We start from the raw sequence: 25,514 nt of genomic DNA, 5'->3' as shown, positions 1-25,514 counted from the left end.
ATTTTTACTTAAAGTTAAGATTTTGCCACAAGTTTTCGTGTTTATTTATCCACTTTCAACAGATAGACTTCATCGCATCGGGAAAATAACGGCCTGATAACTTGTTGAAATTATGCTGTAGACGATGAATTCCGCAATCGTAATATTTGATACTTTTACCCGAAAATTGCGCGATGAAGCGATTATTGATCGTCATGCTTGTGATGTCAGGGCCGTTGATGGCACAGCAATGGAAAACAGACCTTGATGAAGCCTTTCGCGAGGCGGCCGTTTCCAACCGCAACATATTGCTTTTTTTCTCGGTTTCCGATGCCTGCGACATTTGCCGTCGCCTCGACAACGACGTGTTCCAATCCGAGGAATTTCTCGAGTACGCACAGGACAACCTGGTGCTGGTAAAACTCGACTTCAAAAACCAGGCAACGGGTGACAAGTCCGATCAATTGCTCATTGTCGAAAAATACAACAAGGATGGCTTTTTTCCTTGGGTCGTATTGATCAACAAACATCAGAAAGTGATCGCAAAAATGCCACTTTACCAAGAGCAGACGGCGCGTCAATACCTCGCTCAGTTAAAATCGGCGAACCGCTAATTTTTTTTGGTAGGGTAAAACGGATCATTGGGATTATAGGGTAGAGCAATCGATTTCGCTCCGATTGGAAATTACTTAACAATATCCTTACATTTACCTCGCCTTTACCTAACCGATGAAAAAGCTTGCATTTTTAAAACCTGCCCTTGTGTTTGTGGGGATTGCTTTGGCTATAACCACGTTAAGCCGCCTGGCACTGTTCGTATTGTTTAACGACCGCGTATCAGAAACGCCTGATTTTTGGTTGATTTTTCCGCTTGGATTGCGGTCCGACCTGATCATCATCAGTTATCTCTCGTTTCTTCCGGTGTTGCTGTTGACGGTCTTGCCGGATGCCGTTTTGCAAAAAATAAAAGGTTTTTTCAAGGTTTACTTCATTTTGTTCCTGACACTTTTTCTGCTCATGGAATTGTCCACGCCGGATTTCATCCGTCAGTACGACACCCGCCCCAATAAAATATTTTTGGATTACCTGATTTATCCCAAAGAAGTCTTGGGAACTTTGCTCAAGAGTTATTGGATGATGTTGTTGGCCGCCACGGTACTCATCGCATGTTTCGTTTGGATTGCCATGCGCAACGCCAACCGATTGTTCGCGCCCCGCAAAACAGCGTATTCCACAAAACTGCTACTGTTCCCAATCGTAGTGTTCCTGTTGGTTTTCGGCGCTCGTGGAAGCCTCACTTCAAAGCGTCCGATAAACGTGAGCAACGCTGTATTTTCGGTTGACCAACTCACGAACTGCCTCGGATTGAACTCGCTTTACACGCTCGCATTTTCGGCCTACGCACTTAAAAACGAGGACAATGTGGAAAAAATGTACGGTAAGATGAGCGAGGAAGAAGCCATCTCGAGAGTCAGGAAATACATGGATGTTCCCGATGGCGGTTTTACTTCGGACAGCATCCCGTTACTGCATGTCACACAACCGGACTCGATTCGGCAGACGCCTTACAATCTGGTCATCATTCTCGAAGAAAGCCTCGGCGCGGAGTACGTTGGTTGTCTCGGCGGGAAACCGTTGACTCCCGAGATCGACAAGCTGGCCAGAGAAGGAACGCTTTTCACGAACCTTTACGCAACCGGAACCAGGAGCGTGAGGGGAATTGAGGCGGTCGTCACCGGATTTTTGCCCTCCCCGTCAGAAAGCGTCGTCAAACTGGGAGACTCCCAATCTGGATTTTATACGGTGGCCGCGCTGCTCGAACAAAAGGGATACGACACCAGTTTTATTTACGGAGGCATGGCGAATTTTGACAACATGGCCTCATTTTTTAATGGAAATGGCTTCAATCGAATCATAGACGAAGACGATTTCGACCCGGCGAAAACGGCGTTTCACGGAACATGGGGATACAGTGACGAAGATGTCATGAAGAAAGCGAACGATTATTACAAAACCCTCAGGAAACCATTTGTATCGTTGATTTTTTCGTCTTCCAACCACGAGCCTTTCGAGTTCCCGGACGGTCGCATCGCATTACACGACAAAAAGAAGAATACGGTCAACAACGCGATGAAATATGCCGATTATTCCGTCGGTAAATTTTTTGACCTGGCCAAGAAAGAGGACTATTACAAGAACACCATTTTTCTGGTGATTGCCGACCACAACACGCGTACTTTCGGAAAGCACCTGGTTCCCATACACAAATTTCACATTCCGGCCTTGCTCATCGGCCCCAACGTGGAAAAAGGCAGGCGATACGACGCGCTTTGCAGCCAGATCGATATCCAGCCTACAACGCTTGCAAAACTCGGACTGCAACTCGAAACGCCGATGCCGGGCAGGAACCTGCTGCGACTCGACCCGAAAACTCCAGGCCGGGCGATGATGCAGTTCCACGACATCAACGCATTTCGCGTCGGCAATAGGGTAGTGGTCATGCAACCTTTCAAAAAACCGCTGCAATTCAGGCTTGAAAACGACACTGTCTTTATTCCCGAAGCCGTAGATATCGAACTAAGCAAAGATGCGCTCGGACATGTCATGTCATCGTATTACCTATACAAACACGAAAAATTCCGACTTCGCAAAATCTGGAGATGATCAGGTTTGAAACTCGAAAAGCTGTACCTGGCTTTTAAGCCGTTCAATGACCATATTCATCATGCGCTTGTTGAGCTGGGATGAATTCTTGATATAAAGGTCGTATTCGTCAACGGTAAACAACGCGATCACCATTCCTTTAAGGGAGTTTCGGAACTTGATGTCCTTTTGGATAGCGTTTTCGATATATTGTAGCTTTTTTTCGGCAGGATAGGAATAAAAGTCGTTTTTGTATTTGGCCACATAATTCCTGAAAACGTCGAGGAACAGGTCGTTTTGAAATTTGAGTATAGGGCGTAACACCTCGTTCTGGAATTGTTCGTCAGCGCTCGATTGACTCGTGACATTGCCGATGGATTCTCCTCTTAATTTGCGTATGATCTCGTCCCGTGTTTCCATGTATTCTTTTTCTAAAAGTTAAAAAAAAAACCACTGCGTGGGCAGTGGTTCTTTATGAAGTTGTCAACCGATTACTTGATATGGAAAACGGCTTTTCTTACGAGTCTGCGCGCCATATCGGAATCTTTATCAACAGAAGTATCTTCTCCTGCAGGAACGATTTGCAAGCGCGAACCGTCGATTCCTGATTTTACGAGCACGTCGCGAATGTATTCGGCGCGTTTACCGGAAAGCGACTTGTTGAATTCGGTACTTCCGATCTCATCGGCATAGCCCGTAATGTCAGCAGTTGCGGACGGGTTGTTGCGCATATAGTTCAGGATGAACGCGACGTTCTGTGTCGAGGCCGGAGTAGGTTTTACGCTTCCGAAGTCGAAGAACACGGCAATGTATCCGTCGTTGATGAGCTGTTTGACGACCTCGCCGTTTTGGGTAGCGTCGGCCACCGCTTTGGAGGCGCCTTCCTTAACCGATGTATTGATATATTTTTCGAGCTCATCCGGCACTCCGTTCTGGTTCAAGTCAACCATGCGGCCTTTGGTATCGACTGCGACGCCTGGAATGGAGTTGTTCTCCACATCGAGATAATCCGGAACACCGTCCTTGTCGGCATCGTTCATCATCGTTTCAAGTTCGCCTATGCGTTTGTCGAGTGCTGCCAATTCTTCTTCCTGCTTGTCTTCGATCACGCCCCAGTCACCGTGAAGTTCGTTGCGTCCGAAAGAGTAGGAGAGTCCGAGTGTCCCGGTAAGCATTTGGCCCTGGAGGTTGTCTTTCTGTTCGGAGTAATGACCGTCCCATGCAAAGTGCTGACGGAAATTGTAGACCGAACTTACATCGAGGTAGATCGCAAGTTTTTTAAGCACTCGAAATTGTGGCGTTATACCGAAAACCAAACCAATGTTATTCTCTGTGCGACCTTCGTTCGACGGCCCGGCTACAGGGTCGATCCCCGTGTCGAGTTTTGGCGTTATCCTTCCGTAAGAAACACCACCGTGTGCCAAAAGGCCGAACCGGTTGATGACTTCCTCAAGGTTAAGCAGGCGCGACGCATTGATCACACCTTGCAACTGGAAACGCAATTGCTGCACTTCGAAAGGCTTGCTGGAGGCGTCGTCGCTATTTTCAAATTTGTCGTAACTACCGTCAAACTTAAAACCGAATTTCGGGCTGATCATATACCGGACGCCGAGATTGTACGTGTTCAGGTCAAGGGAACCTAGTACCGAATTGGGATCGCTCGAAGAATATCCTTCGCTGTAAGGACGCATTCCACGCGCCTGGCCAACGCCGGCCTCGATCGTCCACTTGTTGTACATATCGTCGACGGAAACCTCTTTGTCCTCAGCGTTCTCGTTCTGGGCGGATACTTGGGCGAAGGTCAAAAGCCCGAAGGAAAGAAGCAGTAAATTTTTTCTCATATTATTTTGGCGTTATTGCTGGACAAGGCTTGGTTTCTGCACAAGCCTTATGCAAATATAGAGTTTTACATTTAATAAAACCCAAGCATTTCGCTATTAATACAGGGCTTGTTATGCGATTTTAATCAAAATTTAACCCAAATTGACCTGTTTGGTAAAATAGGGTTTTGCCCTGGCTTTTCCCGTCGGAAATTGTAAAACTCAGTTGGCCGTCTGCGTCCTCAAATATTTCCAGTCCACGTAAAAAGTGCCGGCCGGCAAAAGTGAGGCAATGCAAATGATGCCGAATTTCTTCCAACTCCAGTTTTCTTCAAACTTTAGCATGATGGCCATGATGATGTAGCCGATGAACAAAAGGCCGTGGGCCATGCCTATCGGGAAAATGTAGCTCTTGTCACCAAAGACATACTTCATAGGCATTGCAAAAAGAAACAATGCCAGTAGCGAAATCCCTTCCAACAGGGCGACAATCTTGAATAATTTAATCATATTGCGAAAGATTTAATGCGGATTTTTCAACGGCGACAAAGGTAGCCCCTGTCATTGGAATATGCCAGTAAAAATTTTTAAAATGGGCAAGCGCGATCTCAAGAAATACCTTGCGGGACTGGATTCGGAACAAATGGCGGAACAGATCCTTGAACTCTACGAAAAATTTCCGGACGTCAAGACCTACTACGACTTTGTGTTCAACCCGAGGGAAGAAAAACTCATAGGCGAGGCAAAGGCCAAAATCAGGAACGAATACTTCCCGCAACGGTCAAAGCGGGCCAAGTTGAGACGGAGCACCGCACAGAAATTCATCAAGCATTTCCTTTCGCTGGGCGTCGACCCGATTGCGCTTTCGGATTTGATGCTTTTCAATCTGGAAGTAGCGCAACGTTATACCGAAAAGCGTGAGATCCGGTATGCGTCGTTTTACAAAAGCATGCTGAATTCGTATGAACAAGCCGGCAATTTTGTTTTATCGCAAGGACTTTTCCACGACTTCAGAGACCGGTTGGAAATCATCAGGAACGATGCAAAAAAATTGCATTGGGAGAATTGGACCGATTTCGATTCGGCTTGGCGGACTTTTTCCGATAATTCGAAATCCTAAAAGAAAAAGTGGGAATTGTGTAAACGGCAATAATCGCATTATGCGAACTTTGGTGCGATCCCAGAATCCAAACTGTTTTAACCAAACGAATATATGCCGTTAACCGCCCAACGCGAAAAAATTTCCACTGTCATTTTCAGGATTCCGCACGTCCACAACCTTTTGATCTTTAAAGATGTGCTCAAGAACAAAGATGCATTGGTTTCGATCTTAGTCGAAATTCTCAAACTCGGCGATCCCGATGTGTTATATCTGGGCTACGACAACCTGCACTCACTGCCGAAGGATATCCTCTTAAAAGACCGGGATTCCGCCATTGTACGCATCAGTTTTCCGAATAAAAAAATTATATGCAAGGAGCCTGAGCAGACGATCATGCTGGCGATAATCGAACTACAGCGGCTGAACGGCCAGATTTCCATTGCGAGCGACACGTTGAGCCACGAACGCAATATCACAGCAATAGCGCTTTCCGCCGACGACAGCTGCACTACCTGATTCGATTTTAAAAGTCATAAACGCCTTCCCCGAGTTGTCCCGTCCGAAACAAATTCACTTGTTCGTGCGCGATGCGTGTCGGTTCGGGAATGCGGTACTTTCCGACACATTGGGTTACTATTTCAAGACTTTGCGCGACCGAAACCCGATGGCCGGGCGAAATATAGATTGGCTTTACCGCATTTTTGGTCCGCAGCGCGTAACCCGATAATTTTTCTTTGATGACGATGGGCGAGGTGCTGAATTTTTCGAGACCGAGTTCGTCAAATTTCCCAGAGAGCATGCTCTTGGCGCAGCCGATCGTAGGCTGGTCTTCTAGGATCCCGAAATGCGTCGCGATACCGACACTGCGCGGATGGGTGATTCCCTGTCCGTCGAGGATCAGCACATCAGGACGCAGCGAAAGCATCGTCCAGGCCTTTTCGAGAGCCGGCATTTCGCGGAATGCAAGATATCCGGACACGTAAGGGAACGTCGTTTCGTATTTCGCCAGTGCGACTTGTCTCAGTTTCATTTCCGGAAAGTCCATTACGACAATCCCGGCATAAACCGTGGTGCTGAACTTATTGAACGATACGTCGGCTCCAGCCACAAGCGTAACCGGACTTTCGAGTGGTTCGAGGTTGATTTTTGACTTCAGTTCTTTCTGGATGGCGGTAGCGTCACTTATGCTAAGGCTTTCGTAGGTTAAGGGCATTGGGATAGGGATAATGTAGGGTTGTCTATTTATTCCATCGGAGGCTTGGGGCGTCTCGAGAAATGGGATTTTATTGCGCCATTTGCCGTCTCATGTATTTGAACGCATCTAAAAGTGCGGCAATTCCGCATCGGAAAAAGGGAACTGATGTGATCGTTCATGGGCTTGCTTTTCTGGCAAAATGGAATATCTCAAAAATAGGCATTACCATTGGAACGTTCCTTAAATATTCGCAAAAATTGAAGTATGCAATAAATGTTACGAAAATGGGATTGCTTCGTCAACGCTGTAAATTTTTTTATGCTTGCTATTATCCACGACCGTTGTCGCCCGTTGCTATTCTTCAAAATCTTTACCTGGGGCACACGTTTGCTGCTGTTCCTGGCGTTTCTCCCCTCGGGTTACAAAAAACTGGCAGGCTTGCGATTTACTTCTCTGGGGATCGAAAGTCCCATCGGTTTTTTCTTCGAAGCCTTGTTCAGGAGCGGTTATTACTGGAATTTCCTGGGATTGATGCAATTGACTGCGGGCGTTTTGCTGCTGGTTCCGCGGACCGCGACTTTCGGGGCCTTGTTGTATCTTCCGATAATCGTAAACATTTTGGTCATCGTTTGTTCGATGCATTTCTCGGGAACGCCCGTCATAGTGGGACTGATGCTGATGGCCGTCCTTTATTTGCTGCTTTGGGACTGGCCGAAACTTAACCGCATCGGCACGATATTATTCGAAAAAGACCGCAACCCATAGGACTGGAGAGCGCCTCAGATTTCAACGATCCTTACAGAAATTGTAAACTACAGATAGCCGCATACGTTAAATTTGATGTCGACTGTTAGGAAAACCTGTTTTTACCTGTACTTTTGCAAAATTGGACCAAGCAGACATGAATTCAGGGGAAATTGAGGCCGAAATAGGCCCTAGGAAAGAACTTTACGGCTATCAGAAAGGCGATATAGACGCTATTTTTGAGCGCCTTGACAATTCTGCCCAAAATTATCACTTGCTTTACCAATTGCCGACCGGAGGCGGAAAGACGGTCATTTTCTCAGAGATGGTGCGGCGTTATATCGAAACACACGAGAAAAAAGTAGTCGTCCTGACGCACCGCATCGAGCTTTGCCGCCAAACCCATCGCATGTTGAGCAATTTCGGTGTCAAAAACAAGATCATCAACAGCAACGTCAAAGATTTACCCGACCAAAACGAGTACTCCTGTTTCGTAGCCATGGTCGAAACACTCAAGAACCGCATCAACGACAGCAAACTCCACCTCGATAATGTCGGTTTGGTCATCATCGATGAAGCGCATTACAATTCATTTCGGAAGCTGCTCGCCTTTTTTCCGAACTCTTTCATTTTGGGTGTTACCGCGACACCTTTGAGTTCCAACGTTCGCCTGCCGATGTACCAGAATTACAACGAGCTCATCACCGGGGACACGATCCGGTCGCTCATCGACAACGGTTACCTGGCGCGGGCCACGACCTATACGTACGATGTCGGACTGACCTCGCTCAAAGTCGGCATCAACGGTGATTATACCGTAAAATCGTCCGAAGAGTTGTATTCCACGATGCTTATGCAGGAAAAATTGTTGCACGCCTATACCGAGAAATCGCTTGGGAAAAAGACGCTGATCTTCAACAACGGCATCAATACTTCGCTTTACGTTTACGACACTTTCAAGGAAGCGGGTTATCCGATACGCCACCTCGACAATACCACGGGAGCCGAAGAAAGGCGCGACATCCTGAACTGGTTTCGCAAGACGCCGGACGCCATCCTTACCTCCGTGGGGATCCTGACCACGGGTTTTGACGAACCGACGGTAGAAAGCATCATCCTCAACAGGGCCACCAAATCCCTAACGCTGTATTTCCAGATGATCGGACGCGGCTCCAGGCGTTTGCCCGGCAAAGAGGAATTTACCGTGATCGACCTGGGCAATAACGCAGCGAGATTCGGTCTTTGGGACGAGCCCGTCGACTGGCAGCTCATTTTTAGATCGCCCGAATGGTATCTCGAAAATTTGCGTGACGACGCCGAAATCGAGCTGTATTTCCGGTATCAGATGTCACCTGAGTTACGGGCGAAGTTCGCCAAGTCGGCCAACGTCGATTTCGATGTGGACGAGGAACACCGTTTGGCCATGGCCGCAAATCTACGCTCGAAAGTCGTATTGGAAAAATCGCTCGAACAACACGCCACGATGTGCGTCGAGAACAGCGAAACCTTATCGGAAGCCAAAGCACTTGCCAAAGAGCTCGACGAGGACATCCGCTCGCGCATGAAGCGATATGCCTCCTGCCTTGCCCACACGAGCAAGAACTACCGGGAATGGCTTGTGGACGACTACAAAATGAAACTCACGCTTCTCATCGGGAAAAAATTCCGGGAGTCGATCCTCGATTAGCCAGCTTCTTAATGAAGCGTTAATTTACATCGATTTCGCATGTTATACATTAGCAATCAGCGCGCTTTGTCCGATTATCGGTAAAATTTGCCGAGAAATGGCCGCATATTTCGCCAATTGTGCATTTCATCGACTTTATGGAGATTTCATCAGAAGTTTTTTTTTGCCGAAAACCCTTGAACTACATTTGCTTAACCTAAACAACTAAAAAGCGTCGTGCCATCGTAGTCCGGTCAGCGCTTTTGAAATGCCACCAACCTAAAGATTAGCATGCCTGGAATTTGCCGGGGCGAAGAAATCGTCTTGGTGACAGTGGAAACTAATGCCTATTTTGTTATGAGTGAAAAATACAATGTCTTATTAATTCTCGAAGGAACTTACCCGTACAACGGTGGCGGCGTTTCGACATGGGCGCATATGTTGTGCAGCGAGGTAGGCAATGCAAATTTTGCACTTTACAGCATCAATGCTGATTTTGAGACCAAGTCTAAATACGAACTCAGCGACAACGTGAAAGATGTCGTGCAGGTACCGCTTTGGTCGCCTCTTGAACCTCAGGAGATGATCAATTACGGAAAGAAGTTCTACAAATTCGTCGAGCGCAAGGAAAACACGCTTGACAATGCGATCGAGACACAATTCCTACCGATTTTCGAGCGACTTATCGGCATCATGTATTCGGATATCCAGGATATTGAAGCCATGGACGATGTGATGTTCGACATGTGGCGCTACTTCCAGAAAAACGATTACAAGAAAACGATGCGCAGCAAGCAGGTTTGGGATGCGTTCCGATACCTCGTGCAGGACGTGATCGCGTCAGACAAAGACGAAGAGGCTACGCTTTACGACCTCACGGTTGCCATGCGCTGGATCTATCGTTTCCTGATCCCGCTCAGCATAGACGTGCCGAAAGCGGATTTGTCCCACCTGACGCTTTCCGGCTTTCCGGTCATCCCGGCCTTGGTGCTGAAATACAAATACGGCACGCCGATGATCGTCACCGAACATGGTGTGTTCATCCGTGAACGTTTGATTGCTATCAATACGTCGGAATATTCGTTCTTCCTCAAAAAAATGTTGATCAAGTTCTCCGAAGCTATCACAAGCCTTGTCTATCACAAAGCCGACCGCATCCTTTCGGTAAACAAATTCAACATGACCTGGGAGAAGCTTTACGGGGCAGACCCGAAGAAGATCGACGTGATCTACAACGGCATCGACCATCAGTTGTTCGCGCCCAAGCAAAAGCCGCAACACTTGGTGGGAACGCCTACGGTTGTTGCAGCGGCGCGTATTTTCGAATTGAAGGACATCATCACGATGATCAAGTCGTGTGGCGTCGTAAAACAAGTGATCCCAAATGTAAAATACCTGGTGTACGGCGACAACAATGCCGTTCCCGAATATACGGAACAGTGCCGCAACCTGATATCCGAACTCGGATTGGAAGACAATTTCATCCTTGCCGGTTATCACGAAAAACCTCATGAATTGTTTGCCGAAGGCGACATTTCGATCCTCACCTCAATTTCGGAAGGGTTTCCCTACACGGTATTGGAGTCGATGAGTTGCGGGATTCCGGTGGTCGCCACGGACGTAGGCGGCGTTACCGAAGCGCTCGATCCTACGTGTGGTTTCATCTGCAAACCAAAAGATCACGTAGAAATCGGAAACAGTGTCATAACTTTGCTGCAGGATAAAGACCTGCGTGAAAGGATGGGCATCAACGCACGCCGCAAGGTAGCGGAGAATTTCACCATCGGAAAATTCATTTACGAATACGAGCAAGTCTATGACAGAATGCTCAACAAACGAACCAAACAAGTCGTCGAACCTATTTTTATCGAACTGGAAAGACAGGAAGCGTCTTAATGATATTAGCGGTCATTCTGATTCCATTTTTCCCCAAATCGCATGGAAGCTCAAAATGAAAATATAAAAGCCCTGATTTTCGACATCAGGGAAAAGGTTGGCAAGCCTGTCAGCTCGCGCGTCGTCGTGGCCGCAATCGAGTCGCTCGGAATTCGCGACATCGACACGCGTTCGGATTACGGCATGCCGTCCATATATGAGTTGGCCGACCTGGTTTACTACGAGCTCACGACTTCCGAAGAGCACAAAGGCGCCAGGAATATCAAGCAACGCGAGGCGATCGCCAACAATCCCGAGACGATCACGACATCTGACTACACGGCGGTCAAAGCGAAGATTTTCGCGCGTTACTACTCACAAGGTATTTTCCATCTGTTTCCGGTCTTGCTGCAAATCCTGGCCATCATTTACTTCGGATATTCGCTCTGGACGTTCGTCGGATTCAACAATGTGCAGTCTACCGCCGTTGTTTTGGGCGTCGTCGTCGGATTGGTCTCCACCGGCGGATTCGTCCAGGTAATCGGGCGACAAGCCTCGTTTTACTGGAACCACGCGGATTATCTGATGACCAAAAAAACGGTGGATTACCTGCTCAAAATCGGCGCGATTTCCATATTCGTCGTCCTGGGCGTCATTTTCGCCTGCAATTTGTTTTTCCACATCTATCCGTATTCGTTCCTGTTTGTCGTCTTTACCTATGCGATCCTAATCGGGTTGCTGGTGTTGTTGCTCGCGCCCCTGCATACGTTGGACCAACGCTGGGTCATTACCGTTGCGATCACATTGGGAACTGTCGTGGCGATCCTGCTCAAGACCTTGACGCCTATGTTGGTTTTTTTCACCCACTGGATCGGTATCGCCACGGCCGTACTCACCGCCTGGATATTCCTCAACGTGTTTTTCAAATCGCTATTGGCAACCAAAAAGTCGCATTCCAACCTGGAGGTAAAGCCGGCGCTTTTCCTGTATCACAATTATAAATATTTCCTTTACGGACTTGCGATTTACATCTTTATCTTCATCGACCGCCTGTTGGCCTGGTCGACGAATCACAACGGACCGCTTCCTTTTGTCATTTATTTTGAGAAGGATTACGAGCTTGGGATGGATTTCGCGATTTTAGTTTTCCTGCTGCTGGCAGGAGTGCTGGAGTTTGCCATTGCGTCGTTTTCGAAATTCATGGACATTGGACAAAAGACCGTTTCGGCTTCGGATGTGCCCAGGTTCGGGAAAGACCTTTATCGGATGTATTGGCAGCATGTCCTGATGCTGGTCGCCACGGGAATACTGGTGTTTTTGCTGGTTTACTTCATGATGTTCGCGTCCTGGGGCTATAGCGGCCAATTCCACGAGCGTTTGAGCAGCGTCAGTGTGAGAGTTTGCTTCATAGGCGGTCTCGGCTATCTGTTCCTGGGATGGGGAATGCTCAACTCCCTATATTTATTTACCCTGGGCCAGCCGGATAGTCCTTTGAAAGCGATATTGCTTTGTTGCGTACTCAACTTTTCGATAGGATTTCTGGCCAGCCGCTTTTTATCATACGAATACAGCGTCGTCGGATTGCTCACTGGAGGCATCGTGTTCATGGGACTTACGTTGAGAGCCGTGTCCAAATTCTATAAAAACCTAGATTATTACTACTATGCGGCTTATTAAGATGTTTCTTTTCGTATTACCATCCTTACTGACGGCCAATGCTTCGGCGGCCGTTGGCAAAAGCACGGTTCTGGTCTGTTACGGCAGGCTGAACCCGGAAGACATCAAGGGTTACGACTACGTCATCCTCGAGGCCCAGTTTTACAATATCTACGAGATTCGGAAGATCAAATCACAGAACGAAAAGGTCCTGGCGTATATCAGCATAGGGGAAGTCAACGAACATGCACCTCATTTTAAGGAACTCAAGGATCACACCGCCGGCAAGAACGAAATCTGGAACAGTTATTATCTCGACCTCAAATCGGAGAAAACCGTAAGCACGCTGTTGCGCATCATTGACCAGACTTTCCAGAAAGGATACGACGGTTTCTTTCTCGACAATGTTGACAATTACACCACTTGGGGCGCGCAACCTAAACAAAAAGACGACCTCGTGCAATTCCTTAAGATGCTTTCCGAAAAATATCCCGACAAGTTCTGGATACAGAATGCCGGAGTCGAACTGATCGATCAAACCGCTGCCTATGTGGACGCCCTCGTCGTGGAATCGGTGGCGACCAACTACACGTTTGACGACAAGACCTATAAGTTACGCCCGGAATCCGATTACAAAACCTATGCGTCCAAGCTCACCGATATCAGCAAAAAACACAACCTGCCCGTCATCCTGATCGAGTATGCCGACACCGAAAAATTATACAAACAGGTCCTTCATCGCATCAAGCCGTTAGGGTTCGACTATTTCATCGGCAGCATCGAATTACAAACCATTCCGACATTCCAATAAAAAATGCCAATCACCAGTTCCATATTATGGGGTTTCATCCGGCTGTGTTTCATGCTGTTGTTCATCTATTACCTGAACCGCAAACTCGTGAATTCCTCGCCGAACAACAATTTCCTGGAATTTTTGGTATGGCAGTGGTTCCGTTACGGCAGCATCATGGGAACGCTTATGTTCGTCTCGGTGCAACTCGGCATTTACAACCTCGTGAACTCCGTGATCATTTTGCTGATGATCATCGCCATCGACTACATCGGGTTCAAAAACCTCAGGCATCCGCGGCGCTACTACGATGAAACGGTGCGCAAGAACATCCATTTGCTGCTCAAGCGCATGGAGAACGAATACCCTGCAAAAAACTGGTTCAAGTTTACCCGCAGGCAGCGCAAACCCGGCAGGTCGAAAGGCATTTACATTCTCGGATTGGTCATCGCCATCTCGGTCATTACCTTTGCGAGCCGCGTCTATTTCTTCAAATACGATTCGTATTCGCTCTCGCCTTTGTGGATCAGCGACCTCGAAACCCTTGTAGGATTCGACGCCCAACAATGGTTCGGAGGGGAATCTAAAGTGGTTGGGGATTTGGCGTACGTGAATTTCTACGGAAAGATCGCCAACGTCACGCCGGAAATCGCGTTGCAGTCGATCGGCATACTCGAATCGGTTCTGCTTGCCGTCCTCCTTTTTTGGGTAGTCAGCAAAATCACGGGCTCGAAACACATTGCCCCGACGATCGCCGCCTTGGTATTCGGCATGGTCTACACGCTCTCTCCGCTGAACATTTATTTTGTGCTGCAAAACCGACCGATCTTCCTCGCCCTTACGTTCGGATTGCCGCTCATGGTCTATTACTTAAAGCCCGGCATGCTCAAAATGTCGAAGTGGCAATTCTTTGCGGCTTTCGTGATCGTATTTTTCGCTATCGGATTGATCGACGTCTTTACGCTCTGCATCCTTTTCCCGCCGTTCATGATGACCGGCTTGTGCTTTGCCAAGAAGAAATCAGGGAACTTCAAATGGGTCGGCCTGCTCGCTTATTTGGTATCGGTCGTCCTGATCATCGGGCTCTACGCGATCATCGGGTCGTACTACCAGACCAATCTCAAGATGTTCCTTCACTCGAATTTTCTGGCGGTCAGCTCCTATACGTACATTCCGCAACTGGTCCTTGATCTCGACGTCTTGCTTGGTTATTACAGGATTGCGTCGGCCATTGCCGGGATTTTGCTATTGGTTTACACCTTTTGGGCCAAGGAAGACTGGAGGGCGTCGTTTGCCTTCTTGATCTATTTCAATTTGTTGCTCGTCATCCGTAGCATGAACAGCGTTTGGGTCGATGACGATTTGCTCACCCAGGCCTTGTCTGTCTTTATGCCGATCGTAGCCGGAATAGCGATTGCCGTGATCGTCAGGATGTTCATACCGGTTTTCAGGAATTTTTACCGATGGAACCCTGTCGTGCTGGCAGCGGTTTTCGCAGGTTGCATCGGCCTTGCCATCAATACCCAAATGGACAATTTCGAGCAGCTTACCGAATCGGATCCGACACAACGTGAAGTCCTCGAGGCTTACGACACGATCACACGCGACTATTTTCCGTATTCGTACGCCGTGGTCAACAACAACCAAACCCAGATTTTAAGCGCGGACAAGCATTATTTTATGAACTATTCGGATTTCCTGTACGAATATCCGCAGCAGGATTCGGTGTATTTCAAGAACATCAACAATCCGAAATTCATGAAGGCACACGCAGACGAAGTGTTGCCAAAGGCCGTTCTTGTCTTTATTTTCGATCAGGAAAAGTCTGCAAATTCCGAAACTTATGCCGAAAACGGCGAATTGAAACCCATATTGATGGACCAGCTGGCCATGCTCCAAAAGAGAGGGAGAAAGGTGAGATTGTTTTACGACAACGAACACGTCAAGGTGTACGAGATCGTCAACCAGCCAAAAGCCAGCCGTATATCCGATTTGATATTCTAGCCTATGAACCAAACACTACATATAACCGCTTCAAAAGCTTTGCGGATCATGACTTTAGCTGTCGTGATGTTGCTGGCGAGTTGCGGGTCGCTCGACAATTTTGACGCTGACACGTTCAGCTTCTTCGACGATGAGGGAAAATCCAAAGCGACCGAATTGCGGCAGTACAGCCTTCCCGGCGAAAGCCAGACGCCTTTGGTGCTTTACATCCGCGACAACAGCAGCAAGCAGAGTGTCGCCAACGACCGCAACATCCGCAAAGTGTGCGATTATATCAAGATGCCGTTCCGCTCGATGGATGTTGAGGCGTTCAATACCAAACCCGGGTTTCCCGCTTCGGTTCGCTCGATTTGCCTTCACGATATCAAGAAACTCAACCAGGCCTCGCTCAATAAATTACTGGAATTCGTCGCCTCGGGCGGCAATCTTTTGCTTCCGCTGGCCAGCGATGACAAGCGACTCGCGTATTTCGCCGGTTTGAAGCCGGACAATGATTTCGAAACCGACGTCACGTCCAAAGGATTTTATTTCAATACCGCGATCCTGCCGAATCTCAAAGGGAAAACATATGCCGAGGACCAGATCCATTACGGTTATGCGAAAGAAGGTTTCAGGAAAGACGTCAAAATCCTGGCGACCGCAGCGACGAATCGCGAGTATCCGACAATCGTCGAAAATGCGATAGGGAAGGGGCGCGTCGTTTTCCTCAATACGACGATCGAATACGAGAAAATCCACAGGGGATTGCTCTTCGCCGGTTTGCTCAAAGGGCTGGAAGGCATTCCGTATCCTATCGCGAACACGAGCACGATCTTCCTGGACGATTTCCCGTCTCCGGTTTACGACATCAAATCTGAGCCTATCAAATCCGAGATGAACATCAGCATCAAAGACTTCGTCAAGGACGAATGGTGGCCGGACATGAAAAAGATCGCGGACAAATACAAGATCAGCTATTCCGCGATGATCGCCTTCGATTACAAAAACAATGTCGAGCCGCCTTTCCTGTTCGACCAATGGGACACGCACAAGGTCAAGGTCAATAAAAAAACCGAAATTCTGTCGGACTGGCTCGTATTCGATTCCAAAAAACACGGGCACGAACTGGCCTTTCACGGTTACAACCACGTCGAGTTCAAAAAAGGGCACTGGAAAAACCCGGAGTTTATCGGCATGGCGTTGAAATCGGTCCAGAAAAAATGGGGAATCGCCAATTACGGACCGCTTCCGGTGACGTACGTCCCTCCGTCCAACATCATCGATCCGGAAGGTGTGAACTACCTGAGAAAAGGCATGCCTTCGATCAAATACATCTGCAGTCTTTACCTCGGCGATCCTGCCGAAGGAGGAGGACGGGAGTTCGATTTTGACCCTTATAACAAGGACTTTTTTGATTATCCGAGGATTTCCGATGGATTCTACATGGAAACCGACAAGAAGTTCTCGTTGGAATCCCTTTTCATTTACACCGGGATTTGGACGCACTTCGTGCATCCTGACGACGTATACCAAATCCCGAGCCCGTTCAATAAAAGTGCGGGTGATTTCGACTTGAGGAACAATCGCGAGCTCGGATGGCGCAAAACCAAAGGCAAACCGACCTCGATGCTCGGGGAATTCACGATCATTCTCGATGAAATGGGAAAATGTTATCCTCAAATCCGATACGTGAACGCCGGAGAAGGAGGGAAGATCGTCAACGACTGGCGCGCCTCGAAATTCCTTCACGAAAGCGGACAGGGTTTGTATTCGGTTCGCGAGCTCGAGCCTGAAAGTTCGATCGGGAATACCCAATATTGGTTTTTGTATTCGAGTTTCCAGAACGGGCCTAAAATCGATGCGTCGCTTCAAAAAGAGGAGGCATTGTATTCCAAAACACCGTTGCTCGACGGGTATCTGTATTCGGTTTACACCCACAAATCCGAACTCAATATTAGTGATCTTGGCCTGAAATCGGCGGCCCAAAAGAAAGAAGCCGAGAAAATCGTCAAGTCGGTAGCCCAGCAATACAAGGCTTATACGATTAAACAACGCAATTATCTTGCGGGCATCACGGACGAAGTTCCCGAAGAAGACGCCGATGCTTTGCTCGAGAAGGAAATGTTCCAATTAAGGCAAAAACTAATGGCCAAACCGACGATTGATTCGGTACAGTGGAACCAATACGCCAAATTCGTGGCCTGGGACAAGGAACGCCCGCTCGATGTTTGGAAAATGCTCGAGGAATACTGCCTCAAAAACCCTGCGCCTCAAAACATCATGTATTCCAAGGAACTCGACAGGCTTATCGGTTATCCGAACGACCTCACGATGGAAAAATGGCTCAAGGCGCAACTCATCGTCACACCGAACGACGTACATCTGCTCAACAGTTACGTGGCTTCGTTCAACACGCCTGAAAACCAGGAACGCATCAAGGCGGCACTGCAGGCACTGCTGAAGGTTGAGACGAATTTCGATACCTTCCTGCAATATCTCGAGCATCTGATGTTGTACGACCCGAAAACCGCCAAGACCGAACTCGACAAGATCAAGCCGGAGGAGAAATATGCCCCGGTCGCTGCCGATGCCGCGTGGCTTTACGCCGACAACAACGAGTTCGACAAGGCGTATACCTGGTCGATGTTTACCGACGATGTCGACCTGGCCTCGAAAATGTCGTGGCTGATCGAACTCAAGGATTACAAGGCATTGGAGATGGAATACAAAAAATACATCGCCATCAACCCTGATGATTATAAGACAAAGGCGCTTATGGCGGGCATCTTCCATGAGCAAGGGCGTTTTTTAGAGGCGTGGATATTGGCCAAATCACTGCCGGACAGTCCTGAAAAAGACGAGTTGCGCGCCATGCTCAACAAAGATGTCGTCTATGTCGAAGAGCCGTTGCAACAGGAATTGATCATCAAGCATCCGGAATTGTTCTATCCGGAAGTGCTCGCGGCCCTGACCAAAGATTTCCGGAAACAGTACGGCGATTTCGTCTCGATCAACAGCGCGATGGAAACCAACAAAGACCTGCCGCAGTTCTTCAAGAACGTCCTGACTTATGGTCGCTTCGACAAGAAAAAGAACATGCACAGTTTCAGCGTGACCTATAGTACGGTTTACGACGTCGATATCCAGCTTTACGATCCCGCCGACAACCAGACGAGTTCGATTTACGGATTGCAATATCAGTTCAACAATCCCGTCAATCCGGAAAAACTCCAATATTGGGGACGCGGGCGCGTGGAATACAGTGATTACGGCAACATTTATTTTCACGCAGGGCTTGGCGCGAGCAAATCGTTTGGAAAAACGTTTCTTTCTGCCGAGGCCAAATTGTTCCCAGCTGAAACCGGGCCGGCCTATCGCAAAGAAATTTACAGGACGCAGGCAGTCGCTTACGGGGAATTTTTCTTCTTCAAGAAGATCAACCAGAATTTTACGGTCGAAGGGAATTATTATTCCGCAAGTAAATCGCGCACTCCGGTCAAGATTGGCGCATCTTACGAAGTTATCGCGACCAGCAAGACCATTTGGGATGATGGCGCGGACGTGAGATGGAGGTTCCTTCCGTTCGTCGAGGCGTCGTTCTCCCAGGGTTCGATAGGCAAAAGCATCAATGCCGATACGGAATTCGGTTATCCTTACTGGATGCTCGACCAACGTCTTTACTACGGCGGTGGTCTCGGATGGCGGTACGGGAAAACCGACAGCAACCTGATCGCACGGCTTGAAGCGGCGTATTTTGGAGACGATTACAGTTCAAGCTTTATGCGTTACACAGGAGATCTCAACTACCAGATTTGGGACTACACGGCCTTGACGGCCACGATCGAAATGTATACGCAGGACAAGTTTTACTCGAATGCGTTTTTGCTGGGCATCAAATACAATCTCAAAAAGCGCAATAAAAAATGACCGACGTTTTGGCGCCGGTCATCAAATCAATAACGTAACCATTCGGTTAATTGCTTACGACGAATTTGCGGACAGTCTTTGTCGATCCGTTTTCGAGCTGGACAAAATAAATCCCGTTGCTCAATCCCGAGGTATTCAGCAGCAATTTGTTTCCGTTAAGGTTAGACGGCACGCTGACGACTTGTCCGACGGAGTTGAAAACCGTGGAGGTAAAACCGTCGATCCCGTCATATTCTACGGTAAGTTCCCCTTTTGTCGGAACCGGATAAATGCGCAATCCCATCGCGACAGGATCGTCCCCGACACCAAGCGAACCGCCTACGTTCAGCGTATGGTTGAGGCTGTTGTATCCGGTCGCATTTTCCCACATGTTGTCGTTGGCCAACCTGATCGAATATTCGGCACGCGTGCTTAGCGAGGCAGAGGCGTCCGGCAGATTGAGGTACATCTGATAACTTCCCGTCTGAAAATTGGCCGGCAGGATAATGTTTTCGGATATGTTCTGGGTAGTTCCGGCCTGCCACAATCTCACGTTGGTGGCCAGCGGGAAACTATGGACGGTGCCATTTGTCGTATTTTTCAGAACGATGTAAGCGGTACGCGGATTATACGGTGCGGCAAACCCGGTATTCCTGACCGAAAATGCGATGGCCAATGGGCTTCCGGCGCTCACGGAATTCGGGAAGGTTCCCGTCAACAGTTCAAACCGATATCCCAGTCGTCTTTCCATATCGTCGAGGCAAGAATTGCTCTCAAATCCGTCGATCACATCGGCATGGTAATCCACATTTAGATACGACCAGTGGAATTTGGCCATTTCGAGCATAGCCGTGGCGCATTCCGATCGAGGCACGTTGACTTTGCAGGTTTCGCCTCCCATAGGCGTAAACTTGGTTTCCTGCTCGAGGTACGGGTATTCGTTGGCTATATTCTCATAGGTTCCGTAATCGTCCGAACTCGCAAGGAAACAATCGTTGTGATGTCCGAGTCTCGCCACCGGCAAATTGGTGTTGAATGCCTGGGAAGCGGTAAGCGCGGCTTGGGTACTGTAAGTGTTGCGCTTTAGGGAAGGCGTCCGGATCTGGACCATTCGCGAAGCCGGCAAAGCAGCCAGGATCGCATCGACGACAGCGCGTCGGTTGGCGTAATCGGCCGCGGTGGGTTCCATGCCGAAGTGATCGGTGTAATACCATTCGCCCCAAGCGCCGATAAATCCCGCCTGGACAACGGCGATCACGTCCGCATTCGACTGCAGCAATGTCTGAAGTTGGCCAATATGGTTGAGGATCTGGTTTTTGGATGCATCCTGTGCATTTCCGTTATCGTTATCATCCGAATAGGCAAAACGCAAAATACACTTCATTCCCGAATTGCGGATCTTGGTAAAATCAGCCTGCAAACTGTTGAGATAAGTCGAGGATATCGAGCCGTTGACGAAATTCTCAAGATAGCAAACCCTTAGGATCAGCGTATACTTGCTGTTTACCCGATAATTGGTCAGCGTCGTTTGATTGAGGTTGTCGTAAGCGTCGGAATGGGTTTCGGTGTGGCGGTAAAATCCTCGTTCAGGATTTGCAAAACTCGCCGTGGTAGGCGCATAGGTTACGGTAGAGGTTTGCGCGATCCCCAAAAAGGAAATCAGCGCCCCTGACAGGGCCAATAATTTCTTCATGATAGTAGGTCAAATTTTAGGAAACACTACGCTGCTTCCAAGGATTATTATACAATTCGATTTAGGGCGTCTTGATTGAAATATCGTCAAAATCAGTAGACAATATTTCGCCGACAAAACTAGTTCGTCGACGTTTTAAATGTAGAGAAACAAGTGTTAAAAAACATAATTTAACCGATAAACTGTAAAATTTATGATTTTAAAGAGGTATTTTCCTACTAAAATATTTTTGACTGTAAGAATTTATCCGACAAAAGTATTATTCAGGTTTTTAACAATTTGGATTAGAATTGTTCATAACTAAAAATTTTGGCAGGAAAAGTCAACTTTGTTACTGGTCGGAAAAAGATGAAATTCGTCGATTATTTAAAAATATTCTAAGACTGTCTAACGGATTTTTCGCTTGGAAATTTTATCCTGGAATCAGCCGCGGATCAAAATCACGGTTTGAGTCATCCGGCCAGATAGAATTCCGAAGTTATATCGCTACAAACAGACGATTGAAGCAATCAGTTGCGTAGTCGATACGCAATTGTCTGTCGGCCTGCTATTCCTTACAAATAATTGAACTATAATTTATATTATGTAAAATAGAAAATGTAGCTTTTTGCCCCCAGTTAACTATGACTCGTACAGTTTCAGCGTTTCTTCCAGGTCACGAAGTTGCTGCTGAAGTTGGCGCTGTCGTTGTAACAGGTTTTCTATAACATCTATTCCTTCTATATTGATGTGCAGTTCATAATGATAGTTTCGGAAGCGTTCGAGATCCGACAGGCTGTTCTCCGGGATAAACCGCAGCGAATCCCTGGTCTCGAGAACTATCAACCCGTTTTGCTCAAGCGACAGTATAAAGTCAAGCGTGGCATTGTGAAGCCTGCAATATTCGTCTATTGTGATCATGGTGTCCAGTTTTTGGCGATATCGGATAATATTAGTTTTTGTCGTTCGTTCAAATCGGTCGGTATTTTCACGGTATACGTTATGATAAGGTCCCCGAATTGTCCCTCATTTTTGTATACCGGTACACCTTTCCCTTTCAATCTCGCCTTGGCACCGTTCTGGGTTCCCGGGACGATTTTAAGTTTTACTTTGCCCGATAGCGTTTCCACGGTTATATCGCCCCCGAGGATTGCCGTAAACACATCGATATCGACACCTTTATATAGGTCGTCTCCAAGTCGCTTGAATTCGGCATCCGGTGTTATGACGAACGTGATGAACAAATCGCCGGCCGGACCGCCATTCACGCCGGGAGCTCCATAGCCGGTAAGTTTGATGACCTGGCCGTTCGCGACTCCTGCCGGGACTGTGATCCTTATCGTTTTTGAGTTGACAGTAAGCGTCCGTTTGTGTGTCTGCAAAATATCACGAAGCCCAAGATGGAGCTCGGAAGCGTAATCCTGGCCTTTGTACGATGTCTGTCTGGCGCCTCTTCCCTTGGCGCCTCCGAACATAGACTCGAAAAAATCCGAAAAATCATCGCCTCCAAAATCGCCGCTATATGTGTAACCCTGTTCTTGCGAGCCCTGACTTTGACGGGACTGACGTGCGTTCCCGAAAGATTCGGCCTGCTTCCAGTTTTCGCCGTAAGTGTCGTATTTCCGGCGGTTTTGCTCATTGCCGAGTACTTCATAAGCTTCGCTGAGCTGCTGGAATTTAAGGTTGGCTTGGTTGTCACCGGGATTTACATCCGGATGGTGTTTCCTGGCCAGTTTCCGATAGGCTTTCTTGATGTCATCAGCCGAGGCGTTCCTGCCCAAACCCAGCGTCGCGTAATAATCCACAAAAGGCATAATTCAAGTATTTCACAGCTAAATTTACGGATATTTCGCTAGCAACCAATGGCTTGAATCCGATTTTACGTCGTTGAAAACTAACTGAAATTTTACACTGCCCGGCTTTTAGCAGCGCCTCAATTATTTGTATTTTTAGGTTTTTGAACCCAGATCATGAGAAACAGCATTGCCGAGCGAATCGCCGATTTCCTCAAGGACTTCCCTCCTTTCAACAAATTGTCCTACGATGACCTGCTGCGCATCGCTTCCGATATTCGCGTTGTAACCCTCGACAAAAACCAGACACTTTTCAAGATAAACGACACGCTGCACGACAGTTTTTATGTCGTCGGGTCTGGCGTGGTCAACCTTACCGTCATAGCCGATGCAGAGGAGAACCTGCTCAACAAATGCGTGCCGGGCGATATCTTCGGATTGCGGCCGTTTTTTGCGCGCAACAATTATATGATGACGGCCAAGGCGCGCGAAGACAGCATCGTTTACGCAATTCCGATCGCGGCCTTCCGACCGTTCGTGGCCCAAAATTCCGCTGTTCTCGATTTCCTACTCGAAAGTTTTGCTACGAACAGCCGCAATCCGGCCGATAAAGAAGTTCGGGGAAAGCTGATTTCCGATACGCATATCACAACGGAGCCCCAACCGGAAATGCAGTTTTTCCAGTCGCTCAGCTATAATAAATCGCCTCTGACCGCTTCCACAGCCACTTTGGTAAAGGACATCGCATCCAAAATGACGGAACATCTCAGCGATTGCGCCATCGTAACCCAAGGCGAAATCCCGCTGGGAATCCTGACCGATGCCGATCTGCGCTCTAAAATCGCAACAGGGCGCTTCCCGGTTACGATCGCCGTCGACCGTGTCATGGCCGCGCCGGTGATTTCCGTTCCCGAGAACGTCTCGTTGGCCGAAGCGCAGTTGTTGCTGCTAAAGAATAACGTCACGCATTTGGTGGTGACCGTCGACGGATCTGACAAATCGCCGTTGAAAGGCGTCATTTCCCAACACGACCTGATCGCCGCCCAAGCCAATAATCCGGGGATTTTGATCAAGGAAATCAAGCGCTCCCAACATCCACGCGAACTCAAGAACGTCAGGGAGAAAATGGCGGAACTCATACGTTCCTCGCTTTCCAAAAACATCCCGATGCCGCATGTAGCCAATATTGCGAGCGAAATCAATATGGGCATCATCAAACGTTCGGTAGAGATCGCCATTCTCGATCTTGGCTCCCCTCCTGCCCGGTTTACGTGGTTGGCTATCGGAAGCCAGGGAAGAAAAGAGCAGTTGCTCCTCACCGATCAGGACAGCATGTTGGTGTTTGAAGATGTGGCGGCCGAAAAACACAAAGAAGTCAAGGATTATTTCGTGAGGCTGGCAAAACGCACGGTCGCTGTCCTCGAAAAGGTTGGCTATCCGCCTTGCCCGAACGGACATATCGCAAGTAACATCGTCTGGTGCAGATCCATTTCGGACTGGGTCAAACAATACCAAAGCTGGATGACGACGCCGGGCGAAAAATCGAACGAGATCAGCCCTGTTTTCTTTGACTTTGAACTCGCCTTCGGGGAATCGAAGCTGGAGGAAGCGCTACTTGACGTCGTATATTCCAATGCGAGGCGAAATTCGTTTTTCGACTACCTCGGGAACGATGCCTTGCGAAAACCGCCGCCGTTGAGTTTTTTCAAAAAATTCAATGTGGAGGAAGAAGGTGAACACCGCAATAAGTTCGACATCAAGCTAAAAGGCATCATGCCACTCGTAGACGGCGCGCGACTGCTTGCATTGGGACAAAACCTGCGCGGCATCACCAATACCTATATGCGTTTCAAGCAATTGGCGATGCTCGAGCCTAAATTTTCCGAAACGTACCTTAGCTGTGCCGAAGCCTTCCTCACGCTTTCGAAATACCGCGCGCTCGAAGGGATGAAATACGACAGCGACGGCCGTTACGTCAACCTTGAGGAGCTTTCAAAAATCGACAAGGAAAAACTCAAGGCCGCGCTCGAACCTATGCGCGAACTTGAGGAAATAATCAAAGACAAATTCCGCTTAACACAGTTTTCATAATGTTCGATTGGATCAAACACATCAACAAAGAATACCCTGAATTCTGGAAAAAATACCTTTCCAAATTCGACCATAGATCGAAGCGCTTTATCACGCTGAATCTCGAAATATCAGGGAATGACCCTCAAAAAGACGTTATTTTTTCGTTCGGCGGCATCGGTGTTTTCAATAACGCAATCGTAGTCGGCGACAGTTTCGAGGTGATCATCCCTCAATACAAATACCTGCACGACAACGGCCTCGATAATGAATTCATCATTGAATCGAAACAGGATAAACTATCTGAAAACCAAGCAATAGAAGCTTTCGTAAACTACATCGGCAACGCTGTTTTGGTGGGCCACCGCATTCACCACGATGTCGACCTGATCAACGAAGCACTTGAAAAATTAGGCTGCGGACGGCTCAAGAACGAAGCGCTCGACATCGAGATCATGCACCGAAAGCTCAACGATATCACCGATCGCCAATTTTCGCTGGACGAACTCGCCCAATTTTATAAAATTCCGTCGGCTGACCGCATGACGGCCATAGACGACGCCTACATCATGGCGCTGCTGTTCCTGAAACTCAAATCCCGACTGGGGATAAATTAAACG

Annotated in this window: 20 protein-coding genes; 13 read left to right on the top strand and 7 right to left on the bottom strand. The window is 48.0% G+C overall.

The genetic code is table 11. The features are described 5' to 3' along the window. Positions 1 to 173 precede the first annotated feature (173 nt). Together HC229_RS00830 and HC229_RS00825 are read left to right on the top strand one after the other, a co-directional pair. Positions 174 to 593 carry a thioredoxin family protein gene (locus HC229_RS00830; RefSeq protein ID WP_191018540.1) on the top strand — a complete coding sequence of 140 codons (420 nt, stop codon included), beginning with the start codon at positions 174 to 176 and terminating at the stop codon, positions 591 to 593. A gap of 115 nt (positions 594 to 708) precedes the next feature. After that, positions 709 to 2,643 carry an LTA synthase family protein gene (locus HC229_RS00825; RefSeq protein WP_191018539.1) on the top strand — a complete coding sequence of 645 codons (1,935 nt, stop codon included), beginning with the start codon at positions 709 to 711 and terminating at the stop codon, positions 2,641 to 2,643. Here HC229_RS00825 and HC229_RS00820 read toward each other — a convergent pair whose 3' ends face one another. From HC229_RS00820 to HC229_RS00810, 3 genes are all read right to left on the bottom strand, one after another. Continuing rightward, positions 2,644 to 3,042 carry a glyoxalase gene (locus HC229_RS00820; RefSeq protein ID WP_191018538.1) on the bottom strand — a complete coding sequence of 133 codons (399 nt, stop codon included), beginning with the start codon at positions 3,040 to 3,042 and terminating at the stop codon, positions 2,644 to 2,646. Between the two features lie 71 nt (positions 3,043 to 3,113). Then, complete coding sequence (locus HC229_RS00815) at positions 3,114 to 4,463, bottom strand: OmpA family protein (RefSeq protein WP_191018537.1); 1,350 nt, start codon at positions 4,461 to 4,463, stop codon at positions 3,114 to 3,116. A gap of 201 nt (positions 4,464 to 4,664) precedes the next feature. Beyond that, positions 4,665 to 4,952: a DUF3817 domain-containing protein gene (locus HC229_RS00810; protein ID WP_191018536.1), complete on the bottom strand. Its 288-nt coding sequence runs from the start codon at positions 4,950 to 4,952 to the stop codon at positions 4,665 to 4,667. An 82-nt stretch (positions 4,953 to 5,034) separates the two neighbouring features. Between HC229_RS00810 and HC229_RS00805 the strand changes: the two genes are divergently transcribed. Continuing rightward, positions 5,035 to 5,562, top strand: coding sequence for a DUF6155 family protein (locus HC229_RS00805; protein ID WP_191018535.1), 528 nt, complete (start codon positions 5,035 to 5,037; stop codon positions 5,560 to 5,562). A 93-nt stretch (positions 5,563 to 5,655) separates the two neighbouring features. Beyond that, a complete protein-coding gene (locus HC229_RS00800) occupies positions 5,656 to 6,060 on the top strand; it encodes a hypothetical protein (protein WP_191018534.1) in 405 nt (134 codons plus the stop codon). Positions 6,061 to 6,067: 7 nt separating this feature from the next. Here the strand turns inward: HC229_RS00800 and nfi are convergent, their stop codons facing one another. Beyond that, the gene (gene nfi / locus HC229_RS00795) at positions 6,068 to 6,757 is read right to left on the bottom strand and encodes a deoxyribonuclease V (RefSeq protein WP_191018533.1); all 690 of its coding nucleotides are present in this window, start codon (positions 6,755 to 6,757) and stop codon (positions 6,068 to 6,070) included. Between the two features lie 300 nt (positions 6,758 to 7,057). Between nfi and HC229_RS00790 the strand changes: the two genes are divergently transcribed. The 7 genes from HC229_RS00790 to HC229_RS00760 all read left to right on the top strand — a co-directional run bounded on the left by HC229_RS00790 (position 7,058) and on the right by HC229_RS00760 (position 19,380). Further along, the gene (locus tag HC229_RS00790; protein ID WP_191018532.1) at positions 7,058 to 7,504 is read left to right on the top strand and encodes a hypothetical protein; all 447 of its coding nucleotides are present in this window, start codon (positions 7,058 to 7,060) and stop codon (positions 7,502 to 7,504) included. 136 nt (positions 7,505 to 7,640) lie between these two features. Then, a complete protein-coding gene (locus tag HC229_RS00785; protein ID WP_191018531.1) occupies positions 7,641 to 9,170 on the top strand; it encodes a DEAD/DEAH box helicase in 1,530 nt (509 codons plus the stop codon). A 270-nt stretch (positions 9,171 to 9,440) separates the two neighbouring features. Then, positions 9,441 to 11,045 carry a GT4 family glycosyltransferase PelF gene (gene pelF / locus HC229_RS00780; protein WP_223845480.1) on the top strand — a complete coding sequence of 535 codons (1,605 nt, stop codon included), beginning with the start codon at positions 9,441 to 9,443 and terminating at the stop codon, positions 11,043 to 11,045. Positions 11,046 to 11,087: 42 nt separating this feature from the next. Further along, on the top strand, positions 11,088 to 12,701 hold the full coding sequence (locus HC229_RS00775; RefSeq protein ID WP_191018530.1) for a hypothetical protein: 1,614 nt from the start codon (positions 11,088 to 11,090) through the stop codon (positions 12,699 to 12,701). 1 nt (position 12,702) lies between these two features. Beyond that, positions 12,703 to 13,491: an endo alpha-1,4 polygalactosaminidase gene (locus HC229_RS00770; protein WP_191018529.1), complete on the top strand. Its 789-nt coding sequence runs from the start codon at positions 12,703 to 12,705 to the stop codon at positions 13,489 to 13,491. Positions 13,492 to 13,494: 3 nt separating this feature from the next. Beyond that, entirely contained in the window at positions 13,495 to 15,474 is a 1,980-nt protein-coding gene (locus tag HC229_RS00765; RefSeq protein ID WP_191018528.1) for a hypothetical protein, read from the top strand. A 48-nt stretch (positions 15,475 to 15,522) separates the two neighbouring features. Then, a complete protein-coding gene (locus HC229_RS00760) occupies positions 15,523 to 19,380 on the top strand; it encodes a DUF2194 domain-containing protein (protein WP_191018527.1) in 3,858 nt (1,285 codons plus the stop codon). A gap of 46 nt (positions 19,381 to 19,426) precedes the next feature. On the opposite strand, the gene HC229_RS00755 is transcribed toward HC229_RS00760, so the two are convergent. From HC229_RS00755 to HC229_RS00745, 3 genes are all read right to left on the bottom strand, one after another. Further along, entirely contained in the window at positions 19,427 to 21,052 is a 1,626-nt protein-coding gene (locus HC229_RS00755; protein ID WP_191018526.1) for a T9SS type A sorting domain-containing protein, read from the bottom strand. Positions 21,053 to 21,673: 621 nt separating this feature from the next. Further along, positions 21,674 to 21,952 carry a chaperone modulator CbpM gene (locus HC229_RS00750; protein ID WP_191018525.1) on the bottom strand — a complete coding sequence of 93 codons (279 nt, stop codon included), beginning with the start codon at positions 21,950 to 21,952 and terminating at the stop codon, positions 21,674 to 21,676. Beyond that, positions 21,949 to 22,845: a DnaJ C-terminal domain-containing protein gene (locus HC229_RS00745; protein ID WP_191018524.1), complete on the bottom strand. Its 897-nt coding sequence runs from the start codon at positions 22,843 to 22,845 to the stop codon at positions 21,949 to 21,951. The genes HC229_RS00750 and HC229_RS00745 overlap by 4 nt, the downstream gene beginning before the upstream one ends. Positions 22,846 to 23,001: 156 nt before the next feature. Between HC229_RS00745 and HC229_RS00740 the strand changes: the two genes are divergently transcribed. Together HC229_RS00740 and HC229_RS00735 are read left to right on the top strand one after the other, a co-directional pair. Beyond that, positions 23,002 to 24,915 (top strand): DUF294 nucleotidyltransferase-like domain-containing protein, encoded by a 1,914-nt coding sequence (locus HC229_RS00740; protein ID WP_191018523.1) that lies wholly within the window; start codon positions 23,002 to 23,004, stop codon positions 24,913 to 24,915. After that, on the top strand, positions 24,915 to 25,511 hold the full coding sequence (locus tag HC229_RS00735) for a 3'-5' exonuclease (RefSeq protein ID WP_191018522.1): 597 nt from the start codon (positions 24,915 to 24,917) through the stop codon (positions 25,509 to 25,511). The genes HC229_RS00740 and HC229_RS00735 overlap by 1 nt, the downstream gene beginning before the upstream one ends. Positions 25,512 to 25,514: the final 3 nt, after the last annotated feature.

The organism is Flavobacterium selenitireducens (genome assembly GCF_014748335.1).
Classification (GTDB): domain Bacteria; phylum Bacteroidota; class Bacteroidia; order Flavobacteriales; family Flavobacteriaceae; genus Flavobacterium; species Flavobacterium selenitireducens.
Note: the sequence above shows the minus strand (reverse complement) of the source record. Positions and strands in the feature narration are given on the sequence as shown.

What these genes read in the sequence shown, in the direction of transcription:
- pelF (WP_223845480.1), top strand. Translation starts at nt 9,441, where the DNA reads ATGCCTGGAATTTGCCGGGGCGAAGAAATCGTCTTGGTGACAGTGGAA.
- HC229_RS00755 (WP_191018526.1), bottom strand. Translation starts at nt 21,052, where the DNA reads ATGAAGAAATTATTGGCCCTGTCAGGGGCGCTGATTTCCTTTTTGGGG.
- HC229_RS00810 (WP_191018536.1), bottom strand. Translation starts at nt 4,952, where the DNA reads ATGATTAAATTATTCAAGATTGTCGCCCTGTTGGAAGGGATTTCGCTA.
- HC229_RS00745 (WP_191018524.1), bottom strand. Translation starts at nt 22,845, where the DNA reads ATGCCTTTTGTGGATTATTACGCGACGCTGGGTTTGGGCAGGAACGCC.
- HC229_RS00775 (WP_191018530.1), top strand. Translation starts at nt 11,088, where the DNA reads ATGGAAGCTCAAAATGAAAATATAAAAGCCCTGATTTTCGACATCAGG.
- HC229_RS00760 (WP_191018527.1), top strand. Translation starts at nt 15,523, where the DNA reads ATGACTTTAGCTGTCGTGATGTTGCTGGCGAGTTGCGGGTCGCTCGAC.
- HC229_RS00815 (WP_191018537.1), bottom strand. Translation starts at nt 4,463, where the DNA reads ATGAGAAAAAATTTACTGCTTCTTTCCTTCGGGCTTTTGACCTTCGCC.
- HC229_RS00825 (WP_191018539.1), top strand. Translation starts at nt 709, where the DNA reads ATGAAAAAGCTTGCATTTTTAAAACCTGCCCTTGTGTTTGTGGGGATT.
- nfi (WP_191018533.1), bottom strand. Translation starts at nt 6,757, where the DNA reads ATGCCCTTAACCTACGAAAGCCTTAGCATAAGTGACGCTACCGCCATC.
- HC229_RS00790 (WP_191018532.1), top strand. Translation starts at nt 7,058, where the DNA reads ATGCTTGCTATTATCCACGACCGTTGTCGCCCGTTGCTATTCTTCAAA.
- HC229_RS00805 (WP_191018535.1), top strand. Translation starts at nt 5,035, where the DNA reads ATGGGCAAGCGCGATCTCAAGAAATACCTTGCGGGACTGGATTCGGAA.
- HC229_RS00765 (WP_191018528.1), top strand. Translation starts at nt 13,495, where the DNA reads ATGCCAATCACCAGTTCCATATTATGGGGTTTCATCCGGCTGTGTTTC.
- HC229_RS00820 (WP_191018538.1), bottom strand. Translation starts at nt 3,042, where the DNA reads ATGGAAACACGGGACGAGATCATACGCAAATTAAGAGGAGAATCCATC.
- HC229_RS00735 (WP_191018522.1), top strand. Translation starts at nt 24,915, where the DNA reads ATGTTCGATTGGATCAAACACATCAACAAAGAATACCCTGAATTCTGG.
- HC229_RS00770 (WP_191018529.1), top strand. Translation starts at nt 12,703, where the DNA reads ATGTTTCTTTTCGTATTACCATCCTTACTGACGGCCAATGCTTCGGCG.
- HC229_RS00750 (WP_191018525.1), bottom strand. Translation starts at nt 21,952, where the DNA reads ATGATCACAATAGACGAATATTGCAGGCTTCACAATGCCACGCTTGAC.
- HC229_RS00785 (WP_191018531.1), top strand. Translation starts at nt 7,641, where the DNA reads ATGAATTCAGGGGAAATTGAGGCCGAAATAGGCCCTAGGAAAGAACTT.
- HC229_RS00830 (WP_191018540.1), top strand. Translation starts at nt 174, where the DNA reads ATGAAGCGATTATTGATCGTCATGCTTGTGATGTCAGGGCCGTTGATG.
- HC229_RS00740 (WP_191018523.1), top strand. Translation starts at nt 23,002, where the DNA reads ATGAGAAACAGCATTGCCGAGCGAATCGCCGATTTCCTCAAGGACTTC.
- HC229_RS00800 (WP_191018534.1), top strand. Translation starts at nt 5,656, where the DNA reads ATGCCGTTAACCGCCCAACGCGAAAAAATTTCCACTGTCATTTTCAGG.